Origin of the sequence: Glycomyces harbinensis (assembly GCF_900101745.1) — a bacterium.
In the GTDB taxonomy this organism is placed as follows: domain Bacteria; phylum Actinomycetota; class Actinomycetes; order Mycobacteriales; family Micromonosporaceae; genus Glycomyces; species Glycomyces harbinensis.
Genome location: NZ_FNAD01000007.1, coordinates 199,935 through 215,706 on the forward strand (window position 1 = coordinate 199,935; position 15,772 = coordinate 215,706).

Below are 15,772 nucleotides of genomic sequence, written 5' to 3' on the forward strand. Positions count from 1 at the left end.
TCGACCGCTGTGACCACCACTGAGACCACCGAACTGCCCGCCCCGGCCCCGGACCGCGCCACGCGCGGTCCGGGGCGGGCGGGCCCCGGCCTCCCCGCGTCGGTCCCGGGCATCGCCTCGGGGCTGGTGTGGGGTGCGGGCCAGTTGATCAACCGCCAGGCCGGCAAGGCCGCCTTCTTCTTCGCGTTCTTCGCGGCCCTGATCGGCTGGGAGATCGCCACCGGCAACTACTACGCCGGTATGCAGTTCACACCGCGCTTGAACGGCGGGTTCTTCGTTCGCGGGCTGTGGGGCCTGTCGACACTCGGCACCCAGCCGCGCGAGATGACCCTCACCGGCCTGACCGAGGGCGACAACTCGATCGTCCTCATGGCCAACGGCCTCATCAGCCTCCTGACCCTGGCCCTGCTCGCGGTCGTGTGGATCTGGAGCATCCGCGACGCGGCCCGCTACCGGGCCGACCTGAACACCGGCCGCAGACCCGAGACCTCACGCGGATACTTCAGCCGCCTGTGGGAGGGCGCGTTCGCCTACATCGTGCTGTCGCCCGGACTGATCCTGATCGTGTTCATGTCGGTCCTGCCGGTGCTCTTCGGCATACTCGTGGCCTTTACCGACTACAACAGGGACAACCTCCCGCCGAAGAACCTCGTGCACTGGGTCGGCTTCGAGAACTTCGCGACCATCTTCGCCGTCCCCTCCTGGACCGCGACGTTCACGGGAATCCTCGGCTGGACCCTGGTCTGGGCGGTGCTCGCGACGGTCACCACCTACGCCGCGGGCCTGCTCCTGGCCGTGGTGCTGGCGAGCAGGCGAGTCAGGTTCCCGCGTGTGTGGCGCTCGGTGTTCCTGCTGCCGTGGGCCGTCCCCGCGATCGTCTCCGCGCTGGTGTTCCGCTCGATGTTCAACGGCCAGTTCGGGCCCGTCAGCCAGTGGCTGGTCGACATGGGCATCACCGACGAGCGCGTCTACTGGTTCACCGACCCCTCGCACCCGAGCCTGGCCCGCGCGGTCGCGCTCCTGGTCAACCTGTGGCTCGGCTTCCCGTTCTTCATGGCCCTGGTCGGCGGCGTCCTCGCGAACATCCCCGACAGCTACTACGAGGCCGCCCGCATCGATGGCGCCGGACCCCTCCAGCAGTTCCGCCACATCACCGTCCCGATCGTGCAGCGGACGGTCGCGCCGCTGATCGTCCTGTCGTTCGTGTCCAACTTCAACAACTTCGGGGTGATCTACTTCCTCACCGAAGGAGGACCGGACAATGTGGAATACCGCTTCGCAGGGAGCACCGACCTGCTGGTCACCTGGCTGTTCAAGCTCACCCTCGACAACCGGCTCTACAACATCGGCGCGGTGATGAGCCTGGTCATCTTCGTCATCGTCGGCGCCATCTCGGTAGTGAACCTCAACCGCACCAAAGCGATCCGGGAGCTCTGACCCATGGCAGCCATTTCAGTGAGAACCGGGCCCCGTCGCCGCAGGAGCGTCGAAGGCCGACAGCGAGTGCGCGACGGACTGACCGACACGCTCATCCACCTCCTGCTCCTGGTCGTCGCGGTCATCGTGATCTTTCCGCTCTTGTGGGTCGTCGGCTCCTCCTTCGGCCCCAGCGGGGGACTGGCGAACGCCAGTCCCGTCCCCGAGAACGCGACCTTCGACAACTACGTCCATCTGTTCACGCAGACGAACTACGGGCGCTGGTACCTCAACTCGCTCTATGTCGCGGTGATCAACATGGTCGGCTCCGTCGGCCTCTCCGCGCTGTGCGGCTGGGTGTTCGCCCGCATCCGCTTCCGCGGACGCAAGGCCAGCATGCTCGGGATACTCATCCTTCAGATGTTCCCCAGCTTCCTGACCGCCATCGCGGTGTACATGCTGTTCCTCAACTTCGGGCTGCTCGACTCGCTCACCGGCCTGGCCCTGGTGAGCATCGCCGCCGCCCTGCCCTACAACACCTGGCTCATGAAGGGCTACACCGACAATCTGCCCGCGAGCCTCGACGAGGCCGCCGCGCTCGACGGGGCGGGACGGCTCACGATCTTCCGGAAGATCGTGCTGCCGCTCATGCGCCCGATGCTCACCTTCGTGGCCATCACCAGTTTCACGGTGCCGTGGATGGACTTCATCCTCCCGCGGCTGCTGCTCCAGAGCAGCGGCAAGCAGACCGTGGCCCTGGGCCTGTTCCAGATGATCACCGACCAGTACAGCAACGACTTCACCACCTTCGCGGCCGGCGCGGTGGTGCTGGCCGTGCCCATCACGATCCTCTACATCGCCCTGCAGCGCCACCTGGTCACCGGGGCCATGGCCGGGGCGGAGAAGGGATGAGCACTCCGAACACCGCGACAAGTCCTGACTTCAGGGCTTCGCCGAAATTCGGCGGCGGTTCCCCGCCGCCGTCAACGGGCGCCCGCAGCGCCCGACCCCGATCGCAAAGGAGCGACACATGAGACGGATGATCGCGGTGGCCCTGGTGGCCGCCATGAGCTTCGTCGCGTTCGCCACGGCCTCCCCGGCCCAGGCCGTCAGAGACGACTTCTACATGGGCGTCGACGTCGGCACACTCGCCGAGGTCGAGGCCTCCGGCGAGCGTTTCTACGACGACGGCGCGCAAGGCGACGCACTCGAGATCATGGCCGACAGCGGCGCCAACCTGGTGCGGCTGCGGTTGTGGAACAACCCCTACAGCACCTCGGGCCAGCCCTACGGCGGCGGCACGAACGACTTGGCGACGACCATCGAGTTGGCCCAGCGAGCCAAGGCCCTCGGCATGGACGTCCTGCTCGACCTCCACTACTCGGACTTCTGGGCCGACCCTGGCAAGCAGATCAAGCCCAAGGCCTGGCAGAGCATGTCCTACAGCCAGCTGACCGCCGCGGTCCGCACCTACTCCCGCGACGTCGTCTCCCAGATGGCGGCCGCGGGTGCCACGCCCGACATCGTCCAGGTGGGCAACGAGATCACCAACGGGATGTTGCAGCCCACGGGCAGCACCTCCAATTGGACGCAGCTGGGCGGCCTGCTCAAGGCCGGCATCGCGGGCGTCCACGAAGGCGCCGGCGGCATCGAGATCGCCCTGCACCTCGACCGCGGCGGCAACAACGGCGCCTATCGCACCTGGTTCGACAACGCCCGCAACCAGGGCGTCCCGTACGACATCATCGCCATGTCGTACTACCCGTACTGGCACGGCACGATGAGCCAGCTGCGCAACAACATGAACGACGTGTCCGCGCGCTATGGCAAGGACGTGCTCGTCGTCGAGACCGCCTACGCGTGGACCCTCCAAGACGGGGACGGGCGCGGCAACATCTTCACCGCGGACCACGCCCAGGAGTCGGGTTACGCGGCGACCGTGGCGGGGCAGACGCAGTTCCTGCGCGACCTGCAGGACGCCATCGCCGACGTGCCGAACGACCGGGGCCGGGGCCTGGTGTGGTGGGAGCCGGCCTGGACCGGCGACACCAGCTGGGCCACGTCGGCGGGAATGTCGTACATCAACGACCAGGCCGGCGAGAGCAACTCGTGGGACAACCAGACCCTGTTCGACCACAACGGGAACAAGCTGTCGACGCTGGACTTCTTCGGCGAGGTGACCGGCGGCGATCCGGGCACGGGCGAGAACGTGCTGTCCAACGGCGGTCTGGAGTCGGGCAGCGGCAGGACGGCGAGCGGCTGGAGCGTCTGGGCCCAGACGAGTGCCGACACCGATGCGGCCTTCCGGGAGACACGCGGGAGCATCTACCAGGGCAGCGCCAAATTCACGCACTGGAAGAACACGGCGTACACCGTCTCGACCTACCAGGCGCTGAGCGTCCCGAACGGGACGTACACGCTCACCGCCTGGGTCATGAACGGCGGCGGCCAGAACACCGCGCGCATGTACGCCAAGGGGTACGGCGGCAGCGAACGGCAGGCCGATCTACCGGTGACGTCGCAGTGGACGCAGGTGTCCCTCACGGGCGTCCAGGTCACCAACGGCCAGATCGAGGTCGGGTTCTACTCGAACGCCAACGCCGGGAACTGGATCAGCTTCGACGGCGTGAGCCTGTCCCGCACCGGCTGAGCGTGCGGTCGGAGGCCGTCCAAGCCACGGGCGGCCTCCCCGCACGCCGGCGATGGGGAAAGATCGACACGAGAACCCTAGGGAGCGTCGAAGAAATTGCCACGGAAACGACCGACGATCAACGACGTCGCCCAGGCCTCAGGGGTCTCACGAGGCACGGTCTCGCGAGTCCTCAACGGACAGGCCAACGTCTCCCTGGCCGCCGAGCTCGCCGTGCGCCGCGCGGTGAGCGAGACGGGATACGTCGTCAATCGAGCCGCCCGCAGCCTCAAGACCAGCCGCACCGGCTCGATCGTCATGGTCCTGTCCGAACCGCAGGAGCGCCTGTTCGAGGACCCGAACTTCTCGGTGCTCATGCGGGTCGCCACGAACCAGCTCGCCGAGCGCGACATGTCCCTGGTGCTCATGATCGCCGACGACGTCGGCGGCCGCGAACGCGTCGCCCGCTACCTGCGCGGCGGCCACGCCGACGGGATACTCCTCATCTCGACCCACGCCGACGACCCGCTCTTGGAGGCCATCGAGCGCTCGCAGGTGCCCGCCGTGGCATGCGGCGCCGTGCTCGGGCGCGAGAGCGTCATCCCCTACGCCGCGGCCGACGACCGCGGCGGCGCGAGGCAGGCCACGGAGTACCTGGTCGACCGGGGACGCCGCAGGATCGGCATGATCACCGGCCCGCTCGACACCCCGGGCGGTTCGCTGCGGATGGAGGGCTTCACCAGCGTGCTGGGCCGCAAGGTCACCAAGCGCATGGTCGTCCACGGCGACTACACGCAGGCCGGCGGCGAGCGGGCGATGCACCGGCTCCTGGAGGCCTTTCCCAATCTGGACGCGGTCTTCGTCGCCTCCGACCTCATGGCCGCCGGGGCGCTCCAGGCCCTCCACGCCGCGGGCCGCAGCGTCCCCGGGGACGTGGCCGTCGCCGGGTTCGACGACTCGGCCATCGCCACCGCGACGAACCCGATGCTCACCACCGTCCGCCAGCCCCTGGACACGATCGCCGAGGAGACCGTGCGCCTCCTCATCGCCCTTCTCGACGAGCAGGACGTGCAGTCCGTGGTCTTGCCGACCGAGCTGATCGTCCGCGAATCCGCCTGAGCCAGTGACCCTCAGAAGGAGACATCGAAGAACTTGACTACGTTTCAATATATCGATATAATGACATTTAATGTGAACGTTCCCAGCATTGACCGACTCGGGTCGATTGAGGGAGGACTCCCAGAGTTCCGCCATTGAACTGGTACAACAACATGCTTCCCGGCACGCCGCCCTCGGCGTCCGCCGAGCATCGTGCCTGGGAACGTTTTCAGTAACCCTCACGACTCTCCTTGAAGGAGTTCTCATGCCAATGCAACGACGGACCTTCCTCGGCCTCGGCGCTGCCGGGGTGCTCGGCGCGGGCGCCACGTCCCTGTTCGGCGCAGCCCCGGCACTCGCCGATCCCGCCCCGGCCAACCCGTTCGCCGTGGGCGTGCGCCGCTACAACTGGACCCGTGGCAGCCGCGCGGTCACCACCTACGTCTACTACCCGGCCACCGGCTCCGCCGGAGGCAACCCGGTGACGGACGCCCCGGTCGCCAACGGCGTCTTCCCCGTCTACAACTTCACCCACGGCTTCCAGAGCAGCCCGCAGAACTCGCTGTTCATCATCCGGCGCCTGGCCGAGGCGGGCTTCATCGTCCCCGCCCCGCACTTCAACCACAACCCCAGCGACGTCGGCAACGGCGAAACCCCGAAGGACGTCTCGCAGGCCATCACCAACACCCTCGCGCTCAACACGAGCGGGCCGCTCGCCGGGCACATCCGCACCGACATCGGCGTCGGCGTCTCGGGCCACTCCCTCGGCGGCATGACCACGCACGGCCTGCTGACCCGCTGGGCCGACAGCCGCATCATCTCCGCCAACCCGCAGTCGTGCACCGACCAGGGCACCCCGTCGAGCTCGGTCAACGCCAAGGTCCTGTTCGTCCACGGCGACCGCGACGACCTCACCGGGTACAGCTCGGCCCGGCAGGCCTACGCCGAGATGACCTGGCCCAAAGCCTTCCTCACCTTCGTCGGCGGCAGCCACACCAGCTTCTGGAGCGACCAGCGCTTCCCCACTACGGTCGTCGACTGGGCCCGCTGGACCATGTACGGCGACACCGCCGCCCGCGACCGCCTCCCGGCCGACGCGGCCGGATCCAACACCCGATGGGAGGCCGAGCTGGGCGACTCGTCCGGCCAACCCGGCGCCTACCGCCTGATCGCCCGGCACAGCGGGAAGTACGCCGACATCGACGGCCTCTCCACCGCGGCAGGGGCGAAGCTGCTCCAGTGGTCCTCCACCGGCCGGACCAACCAGCAGTTCGAGTTCGTCGACGCCGGCGAGGGCCACTTCAAGATCAAGGCGCGGCACTCCGGCCTCGTCCTGCAGGTCGCGAGCAACGCCAACGGGGCGGACATCACCCAGCAGGCCGACACCGGTGCCACGAGCCAGCACTGGCGCCTCACCGAGCACGGCGGCGGCGTCGTCAGCATCATCAACCGGCAGTCCGGCCTGGCCATGGACGTGTGGGAGTACTCCACCGCCGACGGTGCTCGAGTCACCCAGTACCCCTACAACGGCAACGACAACCAGCGCTTCACCCGCCAACCCGTCTGAGCCGGCCATGAGATTAGAACGATTCAATGCAATCCGGTCCGGTGACGCCGCACGGCCTCCCGGCATTCAGTGCCGCCGCACCCGAGCTTCTACATCGGCTCGGACGTCACCACCAATCCCTGGCCCGACATCCACACCCCGTAGGACTCCGCCGCCCCGGGCGCCTGTGCCGGAACGCCCGGGGCGCGCGGCCAACACTCACGATCCACACTCCCCACCGGCGGCCGCGGTCATCGCGGTCGCCGGTGGGCCTTCGCAGCACCGACAACCAGGAGGCTCACATGAAACGTCGGACCGCCCTCGGCGCGGCACTCATCGCCGCACCGGCAGCGCTGCTCGACCTCACGGCGGGGTCGGCCGCCGCGGCCGCACCCTCGCTCGGATCGCCGACGGTCACCACGCTTACCACCGACGGCCGCACCGCGCTCACCTACACCGGCTACATGAACGGGGAGTCGTTCCAGCAGGACGGCATCACCACGTTCAACGGCTGGCAGTACACGGCGTGGTGGGACCAGGCCGGCCATGTGAACCTTGCCCGCCGCGCGATCGCCGCCGGCGCGTGGCAGACCATCCGCCTCGGCGACTACCGGACCACCTCGACCGACTCGCACAACACCATCTCGATCGGCGTCTCCGGTCAGGACGGCACGATGCACCTCGCCTTCGACATGCACAACTCGCTTTTGAAGTACCGCAAGTCGATCGCAGGCCTGGCGACGTCCCCGGCGACCGCGGCCTGGTCGACGGCGAGCTTTGGAGCCGTGACCGACTCGCTCGGAGGCCAGCGCCTGTCACAAGCGACTTACCCGCGGTTCTTCCGGGCCCCGGACGGAGTGCTGCAGATGAGCATCCGCACCGGCGCCAGCGGCGCGGGCGACCTGGTGCTCTTCGAATACCGGAGCGGCACCTGGAGGTACCTGGGGCAGTTCCTCAACGGCACGCGCGCCGACAACAACGCGTACCTCTTCGGCATCGAGTACGACGACACCGGACTCGACACGAGCGACCTGTTGCACGCCACCTGGACGGTGCGGGAGACGCCGAACGCGAGCACCAACCACGACCTTTACTACGCCTACAGCAAGGACCAGGGCCGCACCTGGCGCAACAACGCGGGCAACACGGTGGCGACCACCGGTTCGAACCCGCTCGTCGCCGACTCGGCCGGCTTGCGGGTGGTCGGCATCGGACAGAACCGGGGCCTGATGAACCAGGAGTCGCAAGTGGTCGACCGCGCGGGCCACGTCCACGTGCTCGCCTCGCACATGGCCCCCTCGGTCTCCAGCGACGCCGACTTCGACAGTGCGCGACGGAAGTCCGTGCTGGTGCACTACTGGCGCGACAAGCCCACCAAGGCATGGAACCGGCAGGTGCTGTCCTACACGGGCGTGATGACCCGCGCCGACCTCGGGGTCGACGCGAACGACAACCTGTACATCGCCGCCGGGAACTCTTCGACGAGGAGGCTGAGCGTCTACACGGCGTCGAAGGCGTCGGGCTGGACCGACTGGGCCGCTCGGTACACCTCGAGCGTCGAGTACTACTCCGATCCGCTGCTCGACCACGCCCGGCTGCTCGACGGCGCCGTCTCGGTCTTCGCCCCCCGATACGGCGGCAGCCGGATCGATGCGCTCCATTGGGCGACAACCCTTTAGCAACCGACCTCTTTTGGAGTGACGCATGCGTACCACCAGCAATCGAACGGGCCCCTCGGCCGGCCGCCGGGCTCGGCTGCACCGAACGGCCGCGAGTGCCGCTGCGGTGCTCGTCCTGACCGGGACGGGCGTGCTCGGTTCGGCGACACCGGCATCGGCCTTGTACGGCGACGCCGACATACAGCCGATCGAGAGCAACCTCGCCGAGAAGGGCTGGGTCGAGGCGAGCGCGAGCAGCGGCTCGGACACCGCCGCCGCGGCCATCGACCAGGACGCCGGCACCGCTTGGACGCCGACGGAGACCGGCCCGGGGCAATGGGTGCAGCTGGACTTGGGCGGGACGTACGACAACGTCCGCAAGGTGCACGTGACCTTTCCCGACGTCGGCGCCGTGTACCAGTACGTCGTCGAGGCTTCGCCGGACGGTGAGGAGTGGGAGGTCATCGCCGACCGGTCGGACGCCGCCGTCCCGGGCGCGGGCGGCGTCGACCTGTTCACTCGGCCGGGCACCAGGTACGTGCGGGTCACGGTCACCGGAGCCTCGCCCGGCGCCGAGATCGGCGTCAGCGAACTCATGGTCTTCAACTACCTTCGCGACGACCTCGTCCTCGGTGCGGACCTGTCCTGGATGGACGACAACAGGAACCGGGAGTACTGGGTCCACCCGCAGGTCGACGAGGACCGCGGCGCCGGCCCGTTCCTGCTCGACGTGATGGAGGACCGGGGCTTGGAGTACACCCGGTTGCGGGTGTTCAACGAGCCCCGCAACGAGTCCACCGGCAGCCCGAACACGATCCCCTACCAAGGGCCGGAGCGGACACTGACCTCGGCGCAGTGGGTCGCCGAGCGCGGACTCGGCCTGGGAATCGACTTCCACTACGCCGACTCGTGGGCGGACCCGAGCAAACAGCCCAAGCCCCGGGCGTGGGCCGAGCTGGAATTCGACGAGCTGACCGACGCCGTGTACGACTACACCCACGACTACGTCGCACAGCTCGTCGAGCAGGGCACGGTCCCGGACAAGGTCGCGGTCGGCAACGAGATCGCCAACGGGTTCATGTGGGGCAGTGAAGCGGTCGGTGCCCCCGCCACGGAAGCGGTGCACACCGGGGCCAACCCGGCGTACTTCCGCGATCAGGCGCACGTCTACCAGTCGCAGCCCGGCGGCGGCATCCTCTGGCAGTACCGGCATTCCGCAGACCCCGCCGAGTATCAGCTGTACCTGGACTCCTGGGACCGGTTCACTACCCTCCTTGCCGCCGGGATCGCCGCGGTCCGCGACGCTTCGCCTGAGACGCAAGTGGAACTGCACTCGGTCATCGGGCGCATCAGCGGCATGGACAAGGCGGGGGAGTACTGGGAGCAGCTGACGACCCGGTTGACCGCCAAAGGCCAGGACTTCGACGTGCTCGGGCTCTCCTACTACCCCGAGCACCACGGCACCCTCGAGCAGATGGAGGCGCATCTGCACACGCTCGCGACCGCCTACCCGCAGTACGACCTGGAGATCGCGGAGACGTCGTACCCCGCCACCGGCGGCGGCACCATGCCCAACTCCACGTTCCCCCGCACGGTGCAGGGCCAGGCCGACGCCATTCAGGCGGTGTTCCAGATGGTCAACGACGTCGCCGACAATCGCGGCGTCGGGGCGCTCACCTGGGAGCCGGCGAGCTTCCAGTCGATGTTCCGGTCAGTGCCGGACATGGCGAACACCTCCGAGCCCAACGCCTCGATCGACGTCTACAACCAGAGCCGCGCCACCCACATCCTCGAGGACACCGTCTACACCGCGGTCCAGACCGGGGGCACCCCAGTGCTTCCGGACTCGGTCAACGTCCTGACCACTGAGGACGATTCGCTGAGGCCGGTCCCCGTCGACTGGGAGGACCTGCCGGCCGTGGCCACCGCGACCCCCGGCCGGCTCGCCGTCACCGGCACGACCGAGTACGGCCAGGTGGAGGCAGTCGTCTCCGTGGTGGACGAGTACGCCTCGGTCGCCTGCGACGCGGTGGTCAGCGGCACGCGCTTCGGGACCCTGTCGGTCAAGGCCGGCACCACCTGCCTGGACGACAACGCCCGCGTGTTCGGCCCGGTGACCGTGGCCGAAGGCGCCGGACTGGTGGCGGACGGGGCCCAGATCACCGGCCCGATCGCCGCCGACGGCGCGGACCTGGTGGCGCTGTGCGATACCCGAGTGCTCGGCCCGGTGACCCTGACCGGAGGGTCGGCCGTCGCCCTCGGCGACCCCGAACTCGGCTGCGACCCGAACCGGCTGACCGGGCCGGTCACGATCACCGACACGACCGGATGGAACGTGTTGGCGGGCAACACGATATTCGGCCCCCTCTCCTGCGCCGGCAACGAGCCGGCGCCGGTCCACCACGGGACGCCCAACCGAGTGCTGGGCGCCAGGAGCGCGCAGTGCGCGGGGCTCTGAGCAGGTGACTTCGGCGGCCGCTCCCATAGGGCGGCCGCCGAACCGATGCCGATTCAGGCGGTGGACTCGCGCCGCACGATCTCGAACGGGACGGTGTACTGGCGCGGTGGGCTCGAGGGGTCGGCGATGCGCGAAATGATGAGATCGACCGCTTTGGCGGCCTTCCACCGGTGGTCGGGATGGACGGTGGACAGCGAGGGGATGAAGGACGCGGATTCGGGGACGTCATCGAAGCCGATGACGCGCATGTCGCCGGGAACGCTGACGCCGCGGTCCCGCAGGCCGCGCATGACCCCCATCGCGACGGTGTCGTTGAACACGACCACCCCGTCGATCCCCAGTCCCGCCTCGGCGATGCGGCGACCGGTGCTGCGAGCGCCCTCCCGGGACAGCGCATCGACCATGAACCGCAGTCGCGGATCGGTCGCGAGGCCGCGGTCCTCCAGCGCCGTCCGGTATCCGTTGTAGCGCCGCGTGAACATGGTGAGCCGATCGAGATTTCCCCCGGTGACGACTGCGATGCGCTGGCAGCCCTGGTCGATCAGGTGCTCGGTGGCCGCCGCGGTGCCTGCCTCGTTGGGCACCGTGATGTGGTCGAAGCGGCCTGCCGGGTCCTGCTCGCCCATGAGCACGATCGGGTAGCCCTGCACGGGCACCGGCGGGACCAGCGAGTCGACCTCGACCGCGGAGAGGATGAGGCCGTCCAGTTGAAGCCTGCGCGACTGGGCGATGGCCGCGGCCTCGCCGGCGGCGAGGGCACCGGTCTGCTCGATCGCGACATGATAGCCGCGCCGCCGCGCCTCCTCGATGACCAGCTCGGCCATCATCCCGAAGTAGGTGTTGCCGACCTGGGGAACGGCGAGCCCGATGACGCCGCTGCGCCCCGCCCGCAGATTCCGCGCGGACGGATTGATCTGGTACCCGGATTCGCGGATGGCGGCGAGGACGCGTTCGCGCGCGTCTTCACTGACGCGGACCCGTTCGTTGATGACGTTGGAGACCGTCATCGTCGACACGCCCGCGAGCTGCGCGACATCGCTCATGGTGATCTTGCCGTCCTTCGCCATGCCTTCACCGCCTGCGTGGTCGTCGAGTGCGGGCGGCAGGGGCGCCTCGGTGGCAGTCAGGGCTCGCACTTGCGGCGGGGGAGCCGCTCACCGAGTCTATCGAGCCCCACCAGATCGCCTTTGCGGCTGCGGCGTCGAGCGCCGGAAGCACTCGGAGCCTGGGATCGGGGTGGGGCGGCCGGTTCGGTATCGCTCGGAAGCACCGGCCGCCCCATGGGGAATCAGGCGTTGGACCCCTGGCGGATGTCGGCCAGTACGGTGTCGGCGCCGCAGGTGGAGCCGACCGGGGCGAGCTGCCAGCGGTGGAGGACCGCGAGGTCGGGTGCCGCTTGCATCGATGACTCCCTTGTGGATTCAATGGCTGAGGAAGAGAGGTTCATCGGGGTCAGCACGAGCCGCCGCCCGTGAGGGTCAGCAGCGCGAGGCGGTACGGCAGCTGGGAGTACTCCATGCCGTCGGTGCTCGGGTCGCGGCCCTGGTAGAGCATCTGGAGGTTGCCCGTGTCGATGTTCATCCTCTGGTCGTTGCCGGACCGGATGAGCTCGCCGTGGCTGATGTCGGCCGTCCACTGGCCGTCGGGGAACGTCACGTTCGCGATCCCGGCGAACGGATCGCTCTGGTCGCCGTTCTGCAGCTGCCACTGCCCGGTGAGGCCGTCGGCGGTGTACGAGCGGTAGTAGCGGCCGTTGGAGCCCATCGCCTCCCAGATCAGCAGGTACTGGTTGGAGTTGTCGACCTGGTAGACCGCGCCGCCCTCGAAGAGGAGGTCACGGGTGTCCTGCAGGACGATCTGGGTGTTGCGGAAGTTGTTCGGGAACTCGCCGATCGTGGTCTCCGAGCGGTACACGCGCCCGTCGTCGTCGGCGGCGAACAGGTAGCACATGCTGTCGTCGCAGATGTTCCAGAAGTCCAGCCAGCCGCCGCTGTTCTCCTCGACGATGGGAGGCGTTTCGTCGATGAAGTTCTTCGGCGCCGACCAGCTCTGCGGGTCGGCTGGGTTCTTGCTGGTGGAGTACGAGGGCGGCCCGGTCTGGTAGACCAGGTACCACTCGTCGCCCGGCGCGAAGTAGAACAGCTGCGGCGCCGCGGCGTACCGGGAGCCGATGTTCGGGTTGGTGTCCAGGTAGGTCACGGGAGCGTCTGCGGCCTGAGACCAGTCGGAGAACTTGGAGAAGGCCAGGCTCCAGTGCCCCTGGGGCGTGTTCGCCACCGTGTAGTAGGCGAGCCACTCGTTGTCGTGGCGGACGATCGTCGGGTCCTTGGCGGAGACGACGTTGTGCGTCGCGTCCGGCTTCGGGCCGATCAGGGGCCCGGTGGACTCCCACTGGTAGGAGGTCGGGAGGCCCTGCGCCCCGACTTCGTCGGCGCTGCCGCCGTCGGTGGTCTGGGCGTTGGCGATGAGCGCACTCGAGGCCAGAGTGGTGACCACGGCGAGCGCCGTCGCCGCGCCCAGCACGCGATTTCGAAGTGTTCGTTGCATGAATTTCCCTTCCGTGAGCAGGCAAAATTGCCTGTTATCGATCACACGTCGCAACTTGGTTCCGAAACATCTGATGATCTTTCCGGGTGTTTCGAACTATAGAGACGTCTCGATATGTAGTCAACGGTTTGCGAAAAGTTTGTTGGAACACCTGCCGTAAGGCCGTCGCGATGATCTAGTCTCTGTTCCGAGCCGGGTTTCCAAGCGCCCCTAAGGATCTCATACTTCTTCGAACCTACCGATATCGCTTGATGTCCTGAGTAGACAGACGAGGTCGAGCGCGGCGGCGACCACCCGTGAGCTGATCGAAGGCCTCATCCGGGGCCGCCGCGGCCGTCGGTGCGACCGCCTGGCCGCAGATCGGGCCGCCGCCACCTGCGGCGACTGTCCTGCGACGGAAGGCGGACGATGCGGCATCGAAGAGCGCTCGTCGAACTCTTGACAAAGTTTGGTCACCAAACTTAGTCTGATCACGCGCAAGGCCTCCAGCGGCGACGCCGCTCCCTCACGGAACCCGCCTTCCCCCGAGGAGAGTCGTGAAGAGTTCGAACACCGTCCATAGGAGACGAATGCGCATCGGCGCGATCGCCGCCGCCGCGATCACCGCCTTGACCGCGGGACTGATCGGCGCGGTCAGCGCTAACGCAGCCCCCGAAGGCTGCGAGGTCGAATGCCAGGTCACCGGCCAATGGTCGGGCGGCTTCAACGCCAACGGCCGCCTCTGCGACGGCACGGTGAGCGAACCGCAGCAGTCGATGACCGCCATCGAGCAGGTCGCGGCCATGCAGCCGGGCTGGAACGTCGGCAACACCCTCGCCGCTTCAGCGCTCCGCTTTCTTGCATGCGGCTGAGTCGGCTGCCCTGGAGCAATTCAGCCTTGGACGACCGCGATCCGCGTAGTAAGTTGTGCCATCCGTAAGAATGAGGCCGCGACGGCCGCCGAGAGGATCCGATGAACCAGCCTGCTGCACCTGAGAGCTGCGCCCGCTGGGGCGTGTACGAAATCGAACTCCACTGCCCCGCCGAAGGCAACCCGTTCACCGACGTCGACCTGGTAGCGGTCTTCAACGACGGTGAGCGGGAGATGCGAGTCGGGGGGTTCTACGACGGGGACGGGATCCACCGGGTCCGCTTCATGCCCGACGCCGAGGGACAGTGGACCTTCACGACGGCCTCGAACGTCCCCGCACTCGACGGCGCGACCGGCGAGTTCACCTGCACCGCACCGGCACCGGGCGCTCATGGTCCGGTCCGGGCCGACGGCTTCCACTTCGCGCACAGTGACGGCACCCGCTACCTCCCGGTCGGCACCACCGCCTACGCGTGGACCCACCAGGTCGAGCGCCTGCGGGACCAGACCCGCCGGACCTTGGCCGCGGGGCCGTTCAACAAGGTGCGGATGTGCCTGCTGCCCAAGTGGTACCAGTACAACCACGTCGAGCCCGAGCGCTACCCCTTCCCCGGCTCGGTCGAGGAAGGCTGGGACACGACCCGGTTCGACCCGGCGTTCTTCCGCCGCTCCGAGCAGGAAGTGGCCGCCTTGCAGGACATGGGGATCGAAGCGGACGTCATCCTCTTCCACCCCTACGACCGGTGGGGATTCGCCGACCTCGGCGCCGAAGCCGACGACCGGCTGGCCCGCTACACGGTCCGGCGCCTCGCGGCCTACGCGAACGTGTGGTGGTCCATGGCCAACGAGTACGACCTGTTCGACGCCAAGACCGAGGACGACTGGGAGCGACTGGCCGCCGTCGTGACCGAAGCGGACCCGCACGGGCACCTCAACTCGATCCACAACTGCGGCCCGTTCTACGACTACGCCAAGCCGTGGATCACCCACTCCAGCGTCCAGCGCCAGGACGTCTACCGGACCGCCGAGTTCACCGACGAGTGGCGCGAGGGCTGGGGCAAGCCGGTCGTGATCGACGAGTGCGCCTACGAAGGCGACATCGACCAAGGCTGGGGGAACATCTCCGGCGAGGAGTTGACCCGGCGCTGCTGGGAGGGCGCGGTACGGGGCGGCTACGTCGCGCACGGCGAGACCTACCTCAACGACGCCGAGGAACTCTGGTGGTCCAAAGGCGGCGAACTCGTCGGCACCAGCCCGGCCCGCATGGGCTTCCTGCGCGAGGTCATCGCCGCATCCCCGACCGGGGCCCTCGACCCGCTCCCCTCGAACTGGGACGCGCGAGTCGGCGGGGTCGCCGGTGAATACGAGGTCACCTACTTCGGGTTCAGCCGCCCCCGCTTCCGCGAACTCCCGCTCCCCGAAGGCAAGCGCTGGGCGGTCGACGTGATCGACACCTGGAACATGACCGTAGAACGCGTCGCCGACCACGCCGAGGGCACCATCCGCGTCTCCCTTCCCGGCCGCGAATACATGGCCGTTCGCATCCTCGCCGAAAAACGATGAGTGACCA

11 protein-coding genes are annotated in these 15,772 nt (G+C 68.2%); 9 read left to right on the forward strand and 2 right to left on the reverse strand.

Annotated elements, in window-relative coordinates:
• Nucleotides 1-9 precede the first annotated feature (9 nt).
• From BLQ63_RS13740 to BLQ63_RS13770, 7 genes are all read left to right on the forward strand, one after another.
• Entirely contained in the window at nt 10-1,437 is a 1,428-nt protein-coding gene (locus BLQ63_RS13740) for a carbohydrate ABC transporter permease (RefSeq protein WP_218125250.1), read from the forward strand.
• A gap of 66 nt (nt 1,438-1,503) precedes the next feature.
• On the forward strand, nt 1,504-2,328 hold the full coding sequence (locus tag BLQ63_RS13745; RefSeq protein ID WP_218125251.1) for a sugar ABC transporter permease: 825 nt from the start codon (nt 1,504-1,506) through the stop codon (nt 2,326-2,328).
• Between the two features lie 118 nt (nt 2,329-2,446).
• Nucleotides 2,447-4,066, forward strand: coding sequence for a glycoside hydrolase family 53 protein (locus BLQ63_RS13750; RefSeq protein ID WP_091035532.1), 1,620 nt, complete (start codon nt 2,447-2,449; stop codon nt 4,064-4,066).
• A gap of 96 nt (nt 4,067-4,162) precedes the next feature.
• A complete protein-coding gene (locus tag BLQ63_RS13755; protein WP_091035536.1) occupies nt 4,163-5,164 on the forward strand; it encodes a LacI family DNA-binding transcriptional regulator in 1,002 nt (333 codons plus the stop codon).
• Nucleotides 5,165-5,408: 244 nt separating this feature from the next.
• On the forward strand, nt 5,409-6,710 hold the full coding sequence (locus BLQ63_RS13760) for an RICIN domain-containing protein (RefSeq protein WP_091035539.1): 1,302 nt from the start codon (nt 5,409-5,411) through the stop codon (nt 6,708-6,710).
• A gap of 281 nt (nt 6,711-6,991) precedes the next feature.
• Nucleotides 6,992-8,368, forward strand: a complete 1,377-nt coding sequence (locus BLQ63_RS13765) for a BNR repeat-containing protein (protein ID WP_177154932.1) — start codon at nt 6,992-6,994, stop codon at nt 8,366-8,368.
• A 25-nt stretch (nt 8,369-8,393) separates the two neighbouring features.
• Nucleotides 8,394-10,805 carry a glycosyl hydrolase 53 family protein gene (locus BLQ63_RS13770; protein ID WP_091035546.1) on the forward strand — a complete coding sequence of 804 codons (2,412 nt, stop codon included), beginning with the start codon at nt 8,394-8,396 and terminating at the stop codon, nt 10,803-10,805.
• Between the two features lie 53 nt (nt 10,806-10,858).
• Here BLQ63_RS13770 and BLQ63_RS13775 read toward each other — a convergent pair whose 3' ends face one another.
• Entirely contained in the window at nt 10,859-11,941 is a 1,083-nt protein-coding gene (locus BLQ63_RS13775; RefSeq protein WP_091035549.1) for a LacI family DNA-binding transcriptional regulator, read from the reverse strand.
• Between the two features lie 316 nt (nt 11,942-12,257).
• Nucleotides 12,258-13,352 carry a glycoside hydrolase family 62 protein gene (locus tag BLQ63_RS13780; protein ID WP_091035552.1) on the reverse strand — a complete coding sequence of 365 codons (1,095 nt, stop codon included), beginning with the start codon at nt 13,350-13,352 and terminating at the stop codon, nt 12,258-12,260.
• A gap of 536 nt (nt 13,353-13,888) precedes the next feature.
• On the opposite strand from BLQ63_RS13780, the gene BLQ63_RS13785 reads away from it, so the two are divergent.
• Complete coding sequence (locus BLQ63_RS13785; RefSeq protein ID WP_143014889.1) at nt 13,889-14,203, forward strand: hypothetical protein; 315 nt, start codon at nt 13,889-13,891, stop codon at nt 14,201-14,203.
• A gap of 101 nt (nt 14,204-14,304) precedes the next feature.
• Nucleotides 14,305-15,765 (forward strand): DUF5605 domain-containing protein, encoded by a 1,461-nt coding sequence (locus BLQ63_RS13790; RefSeq protein ID WP_091035558.1) that lies wholly within the window; start codon nt 14,305-14,307, stop codon nt 15,763-15,765.
• The last annotated feature ends 7 nt before the right edge of the window (nt 15,766-15,772 follow it).